Annotated in this window: 13 protein-coding genes and 1 pseudogene; 10 read left to right on the top strand and 4 right to left on the bottom strand. The window is 46.7% G+C overall.

Annotated elements, in window-relative coordinates; genetic code table 11:
* Positions 1-25 precede the first annotated feature (25 nt).
* The 3 genes from CO251_RS17810 to CO251_RS14130 all read left to right on the top strand — a co-directional run bounded on the left by CO251_RS17810 (position 26) and on the right by CO251_RS14130 (position 1956).
* Positions 26-247, top strand: coding sequence for a hypothetical protein (locus tag CO251_RS17810; RefSeq protein ID WP_242968620.1), 222 nt, complete (start codon positions 26-28; stop codon positions 245-247).
* Positions 241-633: a hypothetical protein gene (locus tag CO251_RS17805; RefSeq protein ID WP_242968619.1), complete on the top strand. Its 393-nt coding sequence runs from the start codon at positions 241-243 to the stop codon at positions 631-633. Before CO251_RS17810 ends, CO251_RS17805 begins: the two co-directional genes overlap by 7 nt.
* A 291-nt stretch (positions 634-924) precedes the next feature.
* Positions 925-1956, top strand: a complete 1032-nt coding sequence (locus CO251_RS14130) for a phospholipase C (protein WP_103376461.1) — start codon at positions 925-927, stop codon at positions 1954-1956.
* Positions 1957-2313: 357 nt separating this feature from the next.
* Here the strand turns inward: CO251_RS14130 and hmpA are convergent, their stop codons facing one another.
* Positions 2314-3531 (bottom strand): NO-inducible flavohemoprotein, encoded by a 1218-nt coding sequence (hmpA, locus tag CO251_RS14125; protein WP_103376460.1) that lies wholly within the window; start codon positions 3529-3531, stop codon positions 2314-2316.
* 131 nt (positions 3532-3662) lie between these two features.
* Between hmpA and CO251_RS14120 the strand changes: the two genes are divergently transcribed.
* On the top strand, positions 3663-4112 hold the full coding sequence (locus CO251_RS14120; RefSeq protein WP_103376459.1) for an Rrf2 family transcriptional regulator: 450 nt from the start codon (positions 3663-3665) through the stop codon (positions 4110-4112).
* Between the two features lie 227 nt (positions 4113-4339).
* On the opposite strand, the gene CO251_RS14115 is transcribed toward CO251_RS14120, so the two are convergent.
* Complete coding sequence (locus tag CO251_RS14115; protein ID WP_103376458.1) at positions 4340-4570, bottom strand: hypothetical protein; 231 nt, start codon at positions 4568-4570, stop codon at positions 4340-4342.
* Positions 4571-4694: 124 nt separating this feature from the next.
* Between CO251_RS14115 and CO251_RS14110 the strand changes: the two genes are divergently transcribed.
* Both CO251_RS14110 and CO251_RS14105 read left to right on the top strand, forming a co-directional pair.
* Entirely contained in the window at positions 4695-5810 is a 1116-nt protein-coding gene (locus CO251_RS14110; RefSeq protein WP_103376457.1) for a glycosyltransferase family 1 protein, read from the top strand.
* Entirely contained in the window at positions 5807-6922 is a 1116-nt protein-coding gene (locus CO251_RS14105) for a glycosyltransferase family 1 protein (RefSeq protein ID WP_103376456.1), read from the top strand. The genes CO251_RS14110 and CO251_RS14105 overlap by 4 nt, the downstream gene beginning before the upstream one ends.
* Before the next feature lie 53 nt (positions 6923-6975).
* Here the strand turns inward: CO251_RS14105 and CO251_RS18105 are convergent.
* A pseudogene (locus tag CO251_RS18105) lies at positions 6976-7128 on the bottom strand (DapH/DapD/GlmU-related protein); the annotation flags it as partial.
* A 383-nt stretch (positions 7129-7511) separates the two neighbouring features.
* On the bottom strand, positions 7512-8942 hold the full coding sequence (locus CO251_RS14095; protein ID WP_207654691.1) for a hypothetical protein: 1431 nt from the start codon (positions 8940-8942) through the stop codon (positions 7512-7514).
* 270 nt (positions 8943-9212) lie between these two features.
* On the opposite strand from CO251_RS14095, the gene CO251_RS14090 reads away from it, so the two are divergent.
* The 4 genes from CO251_RS14090 to CO251_RS14075 all read left to right on the top strand — a co-directional run bounded on the left by CO251_RS14090 (position 9213) and on the right by CO251_RS14075 (position 16108).
* Positions 9213-10349 (top strand): glycosyltransferase family 4 protein, encoded by a 1137-nt coding sequence (locus tag CO251_RS14090; RefSeq protein WP_158246360.1) that lies wholly within the window; start codon positions 9213-9215, stop codon positions 10347-10349.
* A 329-nt stretch (positions 10350-10678) separates the two neighbouring features.
* Entirely contained in the window at positions 10679-11860 is a 1182-nt protein-coding gene (locus CO251_RS14085; protein ID WP_103376453.1) for a glycosyltransferase family 4 protein, read from the top strand.
* A gap of 16 nt (positions 11861-11876) precedes the next feature.
* The gene (asnB, locus tag CO251_RS14080; protein WP_103376452.1) at positions 11877-13754 is read left to right on the top strand and encodes an asparagine synthase (glutamine-hydrolyzing); all 1878 of its coding nucleotides are present in this window, start codon (positions 11877-11879) and stop codon (positions 13752-13754) included.
* Positions 13751-16108 carry a hypothetical protein gene (locus tag CO251_RS14075; protein ID WP_103376451.1) on the top strand — a complete coding sequence of 786 codons (2358 nt, stop codon included), beginning with the start codon at positions 13751-13753 and terminating at the stop codon, positions 16106-16108. The genes asnB and CO251_RS14075 overlap by 4 nt, the downstream gene beginning before the upstream one ends.

Here is a 16108-nt window from a genome sequence, read left to right as displayed (position 1 = left end):
ACTAAAAAGTAAAAGGGGGATGACAATGCTGTACGAAGCTTTGGACCAACAAATTCATGCGCATACGGATTGGGTATTGCGTCGACAACGCGGAATTCCGAATAACCGCCGGTTATTTGTTGTGGCGTGTATGGATGAGCGATTGCCGGTCGAGGAGGCTTTAGGTATTGCACAAGGAGATGCTCATATTTTTCGCAATGCGGGCGGAGTAGTCACACCGACGACGTGCTTCGTTCGGCGATGTTGACGACCAACTTTTTCGGAACAGAAGAAATTATTATCGTTAATCATACCGAATGTGGCATGATGTCGGCCAAAACCGAGGTGTTGGTGCAAGCAATGAGGGAAAAAGTTGGCAGTTTAGAGCATGTGGCACTTGATCCCTCACTACCCGAACTGACGTTAACCGACCCGGAGGCCTTTGGGCGGTGGATAAAGATGTTCGATGACGTTGATGCTATTTCGGCGGCGCAAGTAAACTTCTTACGCAACCATCCTTTTATTCCCGCGCACGTTAGTATCCACAGTTATGTCTATGAGGTAGAAACAGGGCAGCTGCGTAAGCCGTATGAACGGCTGGCTGAACATGTGAATGACGCGCGTACGATGATTGAAAACGCCTACTTAGCCTAGGTTGTTCAGATTGCTGTATATTGCATGAAGGGACCAAGGGGTGCTGTCAACGGGGCTGGACTTTAAAGAACACAGTGTATGCGACTAGGGGCCATTGAGGCCCCTTTTAAACGTCCTATGTCGCCGTGTCCCAGTGGAAACATTACCACATACGTAAATTTGAGCAGGGGAGATGTGTGGGAAATCTCTTTGAATAAAAGAGACGTGAATTTTCGATAACCGTCCTCATGCATTCGTTCATTCTTCACATGCAGACGAGGCGTGAATAGAATACGGTGAGGTGAAATCCCAATGGTCCCGTGGCGCCATATTGTCGTTCTGACGCAGGAGAATCATTCGTTTGATCAAATGTTCGGGCATTATCCTGGTGCCGATGGAACTCCAACGGGCGTCTTAATGCCTAATCCTCGGGGACGTCCCATAGCTCCGTTTCCTTATTCGCATGATGATTGCGCGCTGTACTGGACCAATCCCCCGCATTCATGGGATGCGATCCATGCCGAATGGAATGACGGAAAAATGAACGGTTTTGTAAAGGTCGGCGGCCCCATGACCATGGGCTATTTTCCGGAAGGGTGGATCACAGGATATCTTTGGTTGGCGCGACAAGGGATCCTCTCAGACCAATATCATGCATCCGTCTTAGGTCCGACATTGCCCAATCGACTCTATCTAATTTCCGGAACCAGCGCCGGATGCCGCAATGACCCCCCACTTGGCAGCCGCCTAACCTTTAATCAAGTCACTGTTTTTGATCAGCTCAATGACAAGGGGATTACTTGGGCGTATTATGTAAACGGATATCGGCCAAACCTGCTGTCGCGTGCTTTGGCGAAAGCGCTGTATTTCTGTCCATTACTGTGGTTTCCCCGTTTTATAGATGATCCGGTACTATCCTCCCATATTTTGCCGTTGTCCCGCTTTTATGAAGACGTTTCAAAGCGCTGTTTGCCCGAGGTGGTGTTTATTGCGCCGGGCTTATGGACTAGTGGTCATCCGCCTACTCCTATTTCTGTGAGTATGCAACAAGCTGTGTCGATTGTTCGACATTTGGCGAAGTCCCCGGACTGGAAGAATACCCTCATGGTGCTTAATTTTGATGAAGCCGGTGGCTATTATGACCACGTCGCACCGAAACTGGTCGATGACTTTGGGCCAGGCATTCGAGTGCCGGCTATCTTATTGTCGGGCCGTTTGAGGTCACGAATTGACCATACCGTCTTCGATCATACCTCGGTGCTTCGCATGATCGAAGAGCAATATGATTTGCCGTTGTTGGGCGAGCGCACGAAACATATGACCAGCTTGGCGGCCGCTTGGTGACCAAAACAAGTGGTTGAAGCTCGAAGAGGTGGCGGCCTCGTGGGTATGTAGTGCGCGGTTCGCGTTATGGGTGCATGTCGAACAGAGAAGTTAAGGGGGACCCCTTAGTCGAACGAAATGGTCGTCATAGACGGTGCAGGGTCCTTATTGTGTTTTCTGTCCTGTTGTTTCGCTGGCTAACATTTGCTCTAAAACTTTGTGCTCACAGCAGTGAGTCGTGGACGCACTGACAAACACAGCTCGAGGACAAACGAAAGCCGCCCGTCGTTTTTGCATTAACGGGCGGCGAACTTGGTCACAAGGAAAACAAGCAAGCTGAGCGGATAGGTGCGAGACAGGGCTTTTCTCGCGTTCTACCTAGGCGGTTAGGCTTCTTTGGGGGCCGAAGAACTCATAGTGAATCTGATCTGGTGAGACGTTCAACTGGCTTAGGGCGGTGACCATGGCTTGCATAAAGGGTTGGGGGCCGCAGATGTAGAACTCGGATTCGGGGGCAATCAGGGTCGATAATAAGGGGGCGTCAATGCGTCCGGCTCTCAGAAAGTGCGCCCGCTCCGTATCTTCTTTCTCGGGGTTTTCATACACAATGGCGTAGCGAAGTGACGGATGTGTTGATGCTAGGGACTCCATTTCCGTTTGAAAGGCATGCACCCGGCCATGCAAGGCTGCATGCACATAGGTCACCTCGTGCTCGGGGTCATACGCTAGTAAGGAATGAAGCATACTCAGCAATGGAGTCATGCCGACACCACCACTTAAGAAGACAATAGGCCGAGGAGTGGTAACATCGAGCGTGAAGTCACCAGCTGGAGCCGCCACTTCTATGATATCGCCCACATGTACTTGCCTGTGCAGGTAGGTTGAGACCAAACCATCGGGCCATCCGTCGTGAGCCTCTTCGCGTTTCACGCTAATGCGGTAGTAAGATTGACCCGGTTGGCCCGAGAGGCTGTAATGGCGACGTTGGGTATGGGCTAAGCCTGGAATGTTAACTTTGAGGGTGAGGTATTGTCCGGGTTCATACGTGGCGATGGCACCCCCATCTTGGGGCTCAAGATAAAAGGACGTGATGACGTCGCTTTCTTGGACTTTTTTCTTGACGATAAAAGGGCGGAAGCCGTCCCATCCACCAACTTGGGTCGCCGCTTGGGTGTACATAGCTTGTTCCACATCAATAAAAGCGCCTGCGATCATCTCATAGGCTTGAGCCCACGCCCCAATGATGTCGTCGGTCGCGGCATCCCCTAAGACTTCTTTCATAGCGGCTAGGAGGTTCTCGCCGATAATTGGGTAATGCTCAGGCTTGACCCCGAGCCCACGGTGTTTGTGTCCAACCTGTCGGACAACTGGTAAAATGTCTTCAATGTGGTCAATATGCAAGGCGGCGGCATATAAGGCATTGGCCAACGCAGTTTGTTGTTGACCTCTGCGTTGGTTGGTTTGATTAAAGATATCGAGCATAGATGGTTCATTGTCAAATAAACGCTCATAAAACCGCGTGGTAATGTGTTCGCCATGCATTTCGAGGACGGGGACGGTTGATTTAATTATGTCTTTAGTGGTTTGCGAAAGCATAGAGGAACCTCCTAATAACTAGTCTAAAATAACCTCGTCGATGATTATAGTTCATTTGAACCGGAAAAGATATATATAAAATACATATTTAAAAACGATATATAGGTATTAAGTAGAAGGGAAGACGTTTTGTGAATCTGACGCTTTTTACCGATTATTCCTTAAGAGTGCTCATTTATGTGGCGACGCAACCCGAAAATCGATTGACGAACGTTCAAGAGGTGGCCACAGCGTATCGCATCTCGAATAATCATCTCGTGAAGGTAGTTCATAAACTGGGTAACTTAGGGTTATTAGAAACAGTACGCGGCCGCCATGGGGGTATACGTTTAGCACTGCCGCCTGAAGCAATCAATCTGGGATGGTTGGTACGGCAAACTGAAGAAAATTGGAATATTGTTGAATGCTTTGATGCAGAACAGGGATTTTGTGTGTTAAGTCCCGTGTGCCGCTTAAAAGCTGTTCTCAACCAAGCTTTGCAGTCCTATCTGGGTGTGCTGGATACCTACACTCTGGCGGATCTCGTCGTTAATCGGGATGCACTGCAAGGCTTATTTCGGCTGGAGATCAAAAGTCCTTAAAAATTCAAAGAACGGTGGGGTATGCGCGAAGTGCTCATCCCCAAGTCAAACGGGTTACTATTGGGAAGTTGACGGCGACGATGAAGTGAGATTTGAGAAGAGTTCCTGGGAAATAATGACCTTAGGGAGCGAAACGCATATCAGATGCCCAAGAGGGAGAGTGACTTTTTACGAAATAAAAAAGCCTCATGAGTAGCACGACATCTCATGAGGCCGGTTATCTTATCTTAATGAAAGAACACGCTGATTTGTTGAAAGAGCACGACCGCGACGGCCAGACTTAATGGAGCGATAAGAATAGTCAGACCCCGGCGTAGTTCCATCGCCGACGCCATGGTTGACGAAGACAGAATTTCCCGGGAGACAATAGCCAATAACAGAAAGACAAGAGCGAGCTCGCCGAGCACGCGAATATTGGAGCCTGCCGCAGCCGTTGTGGCTGCTACCACCACCATCATGGGAAACCCACTCCCTCAACACTTAATAGGTTCATTATACACAGATGCCATCCAAAGACCAAGGGTTTAGGGTATAATTAACCAAATTCTACTAAAAAATGACTGGGAACTATTGGAGATCATTATGAAAGTTGGGCTCTTTACGTACGGTATGAAAGATCAGCTTACGGGCATTGGGCAGTATGCGATGCATTTGAGTTACGCCTTAAAAGCGCAATATCCAGATATCCAGATTATCTTGCTAAACCCTTATCCCCATTCACCTTTGGAATGGTACCGCGATTTTCCGGTAATCCCCATGCCTCGCTTAGCTTTGTTGCCAGGGGTGATCATTGCAGGGTCTGTGGCGCTAGCAACGACCGCTAGGCGGTATCATTTGGATATCATTCATGATCCCTGCGGTATCGCCCCTTTTGCTTTTCCCGGCCGATATAGACGCGTGGTTACGATTCACGATGCGATTCCCTATATTTACCCCCAGTACTATCCATTGTTGGGTAAGGTGGTATACCGGACGACCGTGCCTTTGGCACGGTGGACGGCTGATGCGGTATTAACCGTGAGCGAGAGTGCTAAGGCTGATTTGATGCGGTATGCGCAAATTTCTCATAGTCACATTGTGGTCACGCCTCTGGGCACGCGAGTGCCCACGCCAAACGCTCTTCAGATATGGCGGCAAGACCTGCCGAATATCCAAAAGACCTTCGGTGTGTCAGGTCCTTACTTTCTGGTTGTTGGTGCGAACCATCCGCGAAAGAATGTGACCCGCGTCATCGAAGCCTTGCGGTTAATGAGACAAAGCGGTGAGTTAGTGGAACTAATCGTGACAGGGCAGCCGCCGCAGGGGACGGGGAGGATTGCAGAGCCTGGTCTGAAGTTCGTCGGCCACGTCAATGATGAGACGCTTCATCGTTTGTATGCGAATGCAACTGGCGTGTTGGTTCCCTCGTATTATGAAGGATTTGGCCTTCCGGCGCTAGAAGCGATGGCCCATGGCACTCCTGTCATTGCGTCACCCGTCTCCTCACTACCTGAAATCATTCAGGACACGGGACTTTATGCGTCTCCTTCGGACACGTTAGCCTGGGTTGGTGCGATGCGGCGTCTTCTATCTGATACCGCTTTGCGTCAGCATCTGGCCGGTGCAGGGTACCACCGCGCGAGCCAATATTCCTGGGCGCAGACGGCCAAAGAGACCGTTTGGGTGTATCGCCGCATCATGAAGGGCCAAGCGTCATGATCCTCATCGATGCGACGCCGTTGCAATCCGAACATCGTGTACGGGGGGTGGGGACCTATGTTTACTACTTAACCCGCGAACTAACGCGGTTAGCGGGGCCATCGTGCGCTTTCTTTGTGGCGACACAAGATCAGAGGTTGTTACCCGAGTGGGTGGCACCTGTCCATGCGGTGTATCGTCCCCACCGTCCTGCTCAGGTCTATTGGTTATACAATGAGTGGGCGATTCGTCAGGTCGTGAAAAAAAGTCATCCCCAAATCTTTCATGCGACCGATTTTAATGGGTTGGTTTCCCTGCGTGATGTTCCGGTGGTGGCAACGTTGCATGATTTAACCGGACTCCAAACACAAACGAGGCATGGGAATTTGTCACAACGGTTAAGTGCTTGGCGCTGGAGAACTTATTATTACGAGAAATTACCGGCTGCCACCCATGTGATTGCGATAAGTGAACAGGTGAAACAAGACGCTATTGTGAAATTAGGCCTTGATGCCCAGAAAATTTCCGTGATTCCTCATGGTGTCGATACCGACAGCTTATCGCCACGCCATAAAGGCCATGGCCTTTATGGCAATCATCCGCCTTATTTGCTGTATTTAGGGAGTGCCGAGCCCCACAAAAATTTGCCGCGCCTTCTTGAAGCGTTTCGTCTTGTTGCTTCAGACTATCCCGACCTGTCGTTGTACTTGGGGGGGCGATGGCAACAACGTGATCAGGCCGGTTTAGATAAAGTCATAGACGATCTGAAGCTAGGAGATAGGGTCAAGATATTAGGTTACGTACATCCAGAAGACAAACCCAGTCTTCTTGCTAACGCTACCGCCTTTGTTTTTGTGTCTACAGCTGAAGGATTTGGCCTGCCTATTTTAGAAGCTATGGCCAGTGGAGTGCCAGTGGTGGCCAGTGACATTCCGGTGTTTCGAGAAATCGCTACAGATGCAGCATTCTTCGTCAGCCCTAACGATGTCGCCCATCTCGCAAAAGGTTTGCAACAAATCCTTGCGGACCAATCCCTTCGCGACGATTTCGCCAGGCGTGGGCTGCGGGACATCGAGAGTCTTACGTGGCATTCCGTAGCGGTTAAGACGTGGGCAGTCTACCACGAGCGATAGTGATGTGTTTGTGATATGAAATGATAGGGTTCAAGGGATAGCTAATCCCTTAGCTTTTTAATAATACGGGCTGGGACACCTCCTACGACCACATTGGGCTCAACATCCTTAGTAACCACTGCGTTAGCTGCTACGAAACTATTGTCTCCAATATTGATACCTTTGGTGATTGTGACCTTATTACCTATCCATACATTTTGGCCAATCCGAATAGGGGCCGATACAAAGCCTTGGCGTCTATACGGTTTCGGGTCATCTATTAGAATATTGTGGTCATGGTCGCGAATTGTAACCATTTCAGCAATGAGGGTGTCATCACCGATTTCAACACTCTGTAACACGTGAATCGACGTGTATGAGCGTAAACAAACATCGCGTCCCAAAACAAGACGTGCGCCGGGTTGAACGCGAATGGATACCGAAGGAGACAGGATATAGCTTCCTATTCCAGTTTTAATGGTACTACCGTGCAGCCTCGAACTAAATCTTTATTTTCCACCACCGCCATCCACGAAAGAATCGGTAAACATTTCGCAAATTGTCTTGGAGCATCGTTTGTCTTTATCTCCTTAAGGCCGAAGTTTATTGCTTAATTTTCAAAGGGTGTTTGAGGCCGCAACCGATAGATTTGAGCTGACCCGTTATCATATATTCGGTTTTGATTGAGGTATGGGGGTACGGGTTTTTGTTCGACAAGACTGCTGGCGATGACCTCCGGAGAAATAAGCAAGTCTCGATCGGCTTGGCTAAATTGAAAACCTGTGACGGTATTGTCACCACGATTACGAAAATGCCACATCATATCTGCATAGACCAGCCGGTTATCAGGACCCGTCCATATGGTCTCAGAGCGGCTATGATGATTAAAGGCAGAAAGAGCCTGACGTTCTGTTGGTGTGTAGAACATCCATTGGTTTGAAATGACAGGATCTAACGTACTCTTGAACAAGCCAATGAGAACAAAGACCGCCAAGACGATAGCGGAGCTGGTTGTGACCCACGGGCGCAAGGTGGTCTTAAGCGTTTCTAGGCGGGGAATGAGGCCCCATACTAACACGGGAGACGCCATGAGGGCATAGTAGGGAAAATTGCGCACCTCAAGGTTGGTGCCGGCATTCATGCCGGTGAAATCTAAAGGAATGGCAAGCGCTACAAGGAAACCAAACGCGCCGTAGAGCGCCAAGAGAAATAGGTGTTCAAAGGACCAAGTGTGCTTGCGCCAAATCATTTTCCAAAGGGCATAACCCCAAATAACGATCGACACCACGGAAAGAACCCACCGGAAAGAGGCGACTAATATTTGATCGAGTTTGCCCGCCCATTGCGATGCGGGCGCACTGTAAGGATTACTCGACGTATGCAATGTGAGAAAAAGGTCAACGATTTTGTTAAGTGCCGTATGTGCTAAGGCAAAGTCATGACCTGCCGGGGGAAACACATAAAGCATGACCCACCACACCAATAGCCATGACCCGATAACGTAGCTGCCGAGCCGAACAATTTGCGGGCGGTATTGTATCGTGGCAGGGGTATTTAGCCGTAATAAGATCCATCCGCCTATCAAAGTCAGGCTAGCGGCAACGGCAAATGTTGAAGCAAAATAATCATTGACGGTCGCGTTCGTGAACACGAATACATAAAACAAGCCGATCCACACCGCGGACTCGCGCATTGACCCTTGTTGAACGGCACGGAAGGCTCGGAAGAGAACCACGAGCGCCCACAGCATCAATACGATATTGAGCTTTTCGTGATTGCCGCGTAATAGAGTGAACATGACGTCGGGAATGGCAAAGATAAGAAGGACAGAAAGTGCGGCCAGTTTATCCGAGTTAAGAAATGTTCGGTATGCGATATAGGCCGCAATCGTGAAAAGCAGCATAGCGATAAAGGGCATAACAATGGTGTTCATCACCGGAACTGAAAGGCCCGTCAACAAAGAGAGAGAGCCGAGCCACGTCGGATAGCCAAACCCATGGCTATATTGTCCAGGAAAGAGGACGGACTGGGCAGAAAGCATACGTGCAGTCACTTGAGTAAACACTGCAGTGTCATTTTCAGTCCAGAGTCCTCCGAAGCGGAGGACGAAGTATGCAGAATACAAAACTGATAACTCTAGCAATAACCATACTTTTAATCTGTGGGACCTGCTCGTCGAAAGCGCCATTTTCTATTTCCTTCTTTTGGAATATTGGTTTAAAATAACAGTAATACATAATAGTGGATAGGTAAACGTGGCTCAGGAATGTTAGTCCCGTAATTTAACTAGAAAAGGGATGTGTATTACATCGTGACAGTAGTATTCATAGATACTATAGTAGATCCCAAAAGGCCCGGTCGTAGTGGGCATAGTGACATAATATGGTCTTTAGCTAAAAGGCTTGTATTGCTAGACGTCAAGGTTGTTATTGTTGGACCATACTCCCATCAACTATTTTATCATTGTAATCTTACCCTGATTACGTTCCAGTCTATTTCTCATCCAGATCAGAATGGGTTTACAAAGATAAATCAGGTGTTGAGGGCACTTAAAATGTTAAGGAGACATTCAATACATCCGGATATAGTCCATACCTCGGATGCATTTTCTGCGGGGGTTTGTAGCTCAAGGTTGCATTTTCCTGTAATATTTACAACATCAGGAAATATTAAACAACGTCAGGCGTCTAAATTTAAACTAGACTTCATTTCTGCTTTATTCTACAATTTGGTTTCCTTTTTAGCGGTCCGTAACGCATCTATGATTGTGGCGACATCTAAAAATATGGCATACTGGTGGACCCGTACTGGAGCTAGAAATGAAAATATTCAAGTTATCAAATTAGGGACGGAATTGGTTAACGAACCCAACCCCAGAAAGGTGTGGTCGAATACACTTAACCTACTATATGTCGGACGGTTGGAAATGGAAAATAATCCAGAACATTTGATTAATGTGATTGCTTTATTAGAAAAGAAACGGATTGACTATTCTTTGACAATTGTGGGCGATGGGAGTTTGCGAAATGATTTAGAGCGTTGTTTGCAGGCACAAATTGATAATAGGCGTGTGCAGTTTAAGAACACATTACAACCTACAAGTCTTATAGCTGAATATAAAAAGGCTCATTTGTTGATTATTACTAGAGAAGCTGGAGCCCCACCACGAACCGCTCTGGAAGCCCTTGCAATGGGAATACCTGTATTGGCTTTCCACGGTTGCGGATTAGAAGATTACGTTATAAATGGCGCAAATGGGTACTTGTATCCTGAGGGCTCTGTGAGCCTAATGGTTGAACAAATAGAGTGGCTTACCATGAATAAGAGCGTGTACGAAGTGCTATCCAATAATTCAAGAAACGTGGCATTGGTCCATATGGATTGGGGCCCTATAGCTCAGCAATATTTAGAAACCTATGAATTTGTTCTTTCGCGGGGTGATGCCTAGGTGATGGACAAGTCAAGCAGATTGACACCAATAGACACCAATAGAAAGAAGAAAGACGGTCTAGGGCAAGGGCGTGGATAAAGTGACCGTGGGAGAGCCTGTATCTCGCCGGTTTATAGGTTCCTTGGGTTACAGGGCTTATAGGCAAGGCGACTCGTTCTTCGATCGCGTTGCGAGGATGAGAGACCCTTTTCGGTAACGATGGCCACCAATTAATCATGCTTCAAAGTGATGGACGAAATAGTTCGACGAGGTCCAGTGGCTCGTTGCAATCTTTGACCAAGTTATCCACCACTGAGACGAACAAATAAGGATGGGACAACATCTCAGTGAAAATACTTCATTGGATTGGAACAAGTAATCTACCTCAAAATCCAAGTACGTCTGCCGTTAGTGGAGTTGTAAAAGCAGCATTGGAATTGGCTCTAGCTGAACGTGAACTGGGAAATGACGTCACTGTGGGAGCAGCCGGGCAAGAAAATTGGCAAGTTAAATGGCAAGACATTCAACTTGTTTCCTTAAAATATACAAGATGGGCAAAATTTACAATGAGAAATAACTCATATGACTTTCGGCAACATCTACCATTAGCGCGCTATTTAATCACGAATGATTACGATGTCTTACATGCTCATTTGTACTATTACATGAAATTTCTTCGTGCCCGGTCAAAGGTGCTGCATTTTCATGCAGACCCTTTGAATGAAGACTCTTTATTGGGGCCAAGTGAGTGGAAAATAATTGCGCGTCATGGAGATGGGGGCGTTGCAGTCAGTCGATATATAGCGAGCCGCATTAAAGAAGGTATGGGTGGAATATTATGGCCTCTCATTACCGTGCCGAATGGTGTGAGGCCACTAACATATTGCGATGCGGACGAAGGGAGGCCCTATACTTTTCGGCAACGGATCGGAGTGAGTGTCGATGCTTTCATTTTCCTATTCGCCGGCGCCTTTTCCGAGGCAAAAGGAGTGCATATTTTAGCACAAAGCTTTTTGCGACTTGTTGAAGAATTGCCAAGCATTCATTTAGTATTGGCGGGAGGGGCGGAACTATGGGATGGAGCTTTAGGTAAAGTGTTACCAGACTCATATGAGATATCTATAAGGACGTTGCTACGGAATGCGGAGAAAATGGGACGAGTACATTATTTGGGCCCAGTTAATGCTGACTTAATGCAATTTGTTTATAACGAATCAAATGTCTTGGTTGTTCCATCAATTTGGAATGAAGCATTTTCTTTAGTCATTTTAGAAAGTCTTTCAGCAGGTAAGCCTGTAATTGCTTCTCGAGTAGGAGGTATTCCTGAAATCATTGATTCGCACACAGGTATTCTTGTGAAATCGAATGATGTTGATGAATTAGCCGCGGCAATGAGAAAGATTGTACTGGATCAAACTTTATACGAAGAAATGAGGAGGCATTGTCGTCGAAAGGCTGAGATGTTTACGTGGCGGAGTGCAGCTGATGAACTGATTCGCTTTTACCATAATCTTCTCGATAAGTCCTAGTCAGGAGGGTATAGAATTGTGCGGTTTTGCAGGAGTATTGGGCCGGATGGATAGTGTTCAGCGGGTCGCTTCTATGGGCGATTTAATAGAACATCGCGGTCCGGACCAAACTGGGCATTTTGAGCAGGTTGTTGATTTTGGTCAATATCGTGTTGTGACGAAACGTTTGAGTATTCAAGATTTGAGCATAGCAGGCAATCAGCCCATGACATATCAAAACTATGTTTTAGCCTTTAATGGTGAAATTTACAATCACAAAGAAATTCGAAGAAGTTTAGGAGCTTCTGTATCGTGGATGTCTTCTTCAGATACGGAAACTATCGTTAGAGCTTTTGCGCAATGGGGCGTTGAACAAACTTTATCGCGTTTGAATGGTGTTTACAGTATTGCACTATGGAACATCGCTACACAAACGTTAATGCTCGCAAGAGATCCAATGGGTGTAAAGCCTTTATATTATTCTCGCGATGAGTCGGGAATATCGTTTTCGTCCGAATTAAAAGCAATGACAGTCGGACGGTCGAATAGTGTGTCTATAAAAGGGTTGGTATTTTATTTGTTGTTTGGTTATGTACCTTCCCCGTGGTCTTTAATCGACGGTGTATATAAACTTGAGCCAGGCGAAGTTTTGATATTCGGGGGTAGTTGCGAGGAACCAATACGCTCTCGTCGTATTGTTTCGTTATTGTGGCGAGAATCCACTGATCTTCCGTCAAATTTTAATAACCGTGTGAGCTTGTTACGAGAAATTCTTTCATCAGCGGTTGAGCGTCAATTATTAAGCGATGCTCCCGTTGGAGTTTTCTTGAGTGGAGGAATAGACTCGACAGTTATAGCGTCATTAATGGCTAGCCATGGGTCATACCAATCATTTGGCTTGAGCTATTCGGAATCAAGTCCAGAAGCTAATTCTGATGCTTTTCTCGCAGAACAGTATAGCCGTGGATTGGGTTGGCGGCATACTACGGTGCAACTGAGCCCCGCTACGTTTACCACTCACTGGGAATATTATATAAAAGCCCTAGACGAGCCCATTGCCGAACCTAATTTTATTGGCCAAATATTATTAAGCCAAGCGGCCCGCAATCAAGGTATTAAGGTGGTCCTTACGGGAGACGGGGCTGATGAAATATTTCATGGATATCGGAGTTATTTTGCCGTTATCAAGGGTGATGCGTTAAATGCAATACCGTTTTTTGGTCCTGTTGCTAAAATGTCTGCATATATACCTGTTCTGACCCGGGAATTTAAAAGAAATCTGCTTGGGGCATCGTCTGTGTGGCGTAAGTCTGTATCGGATAGGTTTTGGATCATTGGCTCCGTGCTATTTGATGTCTATACGATTGCGGGTTGGTTAGGTCTTGCACCGGAAGAAATCATTTTGTGGGTGCAAAACCTCGCCGAAGCTAAAGGTCAAGATCTCACGTGGCCCCAAGTTGACGACAGTTTGTCCAATGTCGAACGCCTTGCGCGCTTAGAATTGGGTACTCACGTTGCCGACCATTATAATTTAAGATTGGATAAAGCTACGATGTCTCAATCTGTAGAAGCGCGGGTACCGTTTCAAGACCTTGAAGTTGTAAATATAGGCATGAGATTATGCCAAACCGATAAGATGTCCAAAACGCAGGGAAAAGTAATTCTTCGAGAAGCGTTCCGGAAAGAGTTGCCGGTTCAAGTTACAGAACGTCAGAAACAAACTTTTCAGGCTCCATTGACGCATTGGATTAATGGGCCATTAAAGCCACTGCGCAGGCGTGTATGGGAATTATCGGATAAAAACCCGTGGCACGAATGGCTAAGTCGTGACACAAAAACGGCACAAGAAGCGCATCAGCTATGGGCCTTAATGGTCTTAGATTCGTGGATGGCTCACTATGAGGTGTCATTGTGAGCCAGAACGTGAACGAAAGGTTAAACGTTGCCATGCATCTTAAGAGACTATCTGTTAGTCTAATTGTTTTAGGACTTTGGTTCGTTGCGCTAGGGCCTCTCGCTTACGCAAAGGCTAGTGGCTTTCATAAGATTGGCGTCGTTGATGGTCATGTTATTTGGGTAAATATCTTATCATCAAACGGAAAAGCAGTTCCATGGACTCACCGAGTGTGGTCTAAAAATGGTAATACAACTACTGACCAATATATATTTTCAATCAACACTCCTTCCAATATTAAGATGGAAGTAAAGTTTTCTCTGCTTGGCCGTGGTCGTGAACTAGCGAGGATTATGACGATGCAAGATACACAAGGCCATCATCATTTAGTCATGGCCTATACGCTGCAAACTCGCTCTGGTTATTGGATTACTAGGGGGAAAACCAATTACGATCTGGTGGTCAATCAGTTTCAAGACAAAAAATTATTATGGACAACACGGGTTGGGGAATACATCCCTGGGGTTCCGCAGTGGCAGTCTGGTAGCTTAATAGCTAAGAAAAGTGTCGGATACGGGGTACCGCGATTTGAAGGAACTGTTCGACTTCCCAATGCACCAGTATTTCATGTCCAAAAACCTTTTTGGCCGGAGTTCCCTTACCTCGGGTTTGGTGAGGATAAAAATATAAATTGGTTTGTAGAAAATCCGAGTCCTCTTTACTTTGACCTTAACACCAATATTATTTTGCAATTTCCATTTGTAGGATTTGAGGAAGCAGGGATGTATCGATTCAACTCTCTAACATATCCACCGTTTGTGGATTTTGAGTCTCCCTTTGCATTTTATGGCTATTCACAGTCGCGTTATGCGCAAGAAGTTATTCGTGCTCAGCAATTTCCGAAACACGATCCCTATGCGCCTGAACATGTAGAACGGCAACAATCATATTTCCGAATGTCATGGAAAATGGAAAATCCCGATCTCTGGAGATATAGTCTGGAGGTGCAAGGTTTTTACGGATTTAATCATGCTTACAGAATCGGATCGGTTCGGGTATATGCTCCTAATCCACATACGTATGGCCAGTGGGTGGTATCTAAAAAATGGCCTTATGTTAGTTTTGTGCAAGCAATGAATGGGTATTCTGGTTCGGAAGGGATTTATTTCGATTCTGGATCGAGTGCGGACAGCGTTTGGCCGTGGTTAGATGGCTTAACTAATCAAGTCCCTCCTTATCTATCACATCCCTATCTGGTAAACAGCGACACATTAACACGCGTTTCGAGCGAAGCGTTGCCAAAAGGCTATAGGGTAGATACCAACGCAGCCTATCTGCAAAAACCTCGGTTGTATATTAATCGAATTGATAACTTAGTGCACTTATGGAACGCTACGCAAGGCGTCGAGAACTTAGGACACAATTCTGTTTTAAGATTCGAAGATCTGAATGGTGGTCATGTGTTTGACGGGTGGTTGCGGGAAACGCGTCACAAGAAAACATGGGCGATAATGTCACAGCTCTATAGTGTGGGGCACTTCCTAATCTATGCGGGTCGAGGCAGAGTCGACCTTCTACCGTACTCATTGGACCCTGTTGTTTCGATGGTACCCGTTCCAACCAACAAGACAACGTGGGAAAAGTTTGTGAGCCAGGTTAAGCCCTATGAGACCGGTAGGAATCCATGGGATTTACAGAGCTGGATCACTAGTGTGCGTGGGACGTCTACAGTATTGTCATCAGCAACGTTTAGTCATGTGCAGATTAGCCAAGGGGCGTTTCGAGCGGATTTGTGGGTCAAACCGGGTAACAACACGACCCATGGGCCATTGACGAAGACCTTTAACTTAAAGCCTGGTCACTATATTGTAATGTATAACATTAAAAAGCAGGCATGGTCAGCGACCGCTGGGGCAATACCAGACTTTACAGCACATGTCCAAATAGGGCATACGGGGGTTTTGTATGCAGGACAACCTTATAAGGTAAAGGTGACAATATCCAACCACTCGGGAATTGCACTGCGATCCCATATACAGCTCAAGGTAAATGGTATAACTGAAGTTGTTCCTGCCACGTCCGTCGTATCTGTGCGGATGTCGTTTATTCGCTACATAAAGTTTCCAGTCGGTTCACAAGTAGAAGTGGATATTACAGACAACGGTAAAATGATATACCGCGATGACGAAAGTGTTCTACCCGATCACAGACTGGCCAATGCTTATCTTTATGTGCTCGGTAATCGCACATCGGAATTTTGGGCATGGGTTATCGGCTTGTTGGGCCTCGGTATTGCTGGGCTTGTTTCGCTAGGATGGACCCGTATAATCAGTACCAGAACATCGTTACACGGACGTCGTAAAACTACCCATTAA

The organism is Sulfobacillus sp. hq2, from assembly GCF_002903155.1.
Lineage (GTDB): Bacteria > Bacillota > Sulfobacillia > Sulfobacillales > Sulfobacillaceae > Sulfobacillus > Sulfobacillus thermotolerans.
The sequence above is the reverse complement of the archived record's forward strand: the minus strand, read 5'-3'. Positions and strand labels throughout refer to the sequence as shown.

What these genes read in the sequence shown, in the direction of transcription:
- CO251_RS17810 (WP_242968620.1), top strand. Translation starts at nt 26, where the DNA reads ATGCTGTACGAAGCTTTGGACCAACAAATTCATGCGCATACGGATTGG.
- CO251_RS17805 (WP_242968619.1), top strand. Translation starts at nt 241, where the DNA reads ATGTTGACGACCAACTTTTTCGGAACAGAAGAAATTATTATCGTTAAT.
- CO251_RS14130 (WP_103376461.1), top strand. Translation starts at nt 925, where the DNA reads ATGGTCCCGTGGCGCCATATTGTCGTTCTGACGCAGGAGAATCATTCG.
- hmpA (WP_103376460.1), bottom strand. Translation starts at nt 3,531, where the DNA reads ATGCTTTCGCAAACCACTAAAGACATAATTAAATCAACCGTCCCCGTC.
- CO251_RS14115 (WP_103376458.1), bottom strand. Translation starts at nt 4,570, where the DNA reads ATGATGGTGGTGGTAGCAGCCACAACGGCTGCGGCAGGCTCCAATATT.
- CO251_RS14110 (WP_103376457.1), top strand. Translation starts at nt 4,695, where the DNA reads ATGAAAGTTGGGCTCTTTACGTACGGTATGAAAGATCAGCTTACGGGC.
- CO251_RS14105 (WP_103376456.1), top strand. Translation starts at nt 5,807, where the DNA reads ATGATCCTCATCGATGCGACGCCGTTGCAATCCGAACATCGTGTACGG.
- CO251_RS14095 (WP_207654691.1), bottom strand. Translation starts at nt 8,942, where the DNA reads ATGCTTTCTGCCCAGTCCGTCCTCTTTCCTGGACAATATAGCCATGGG.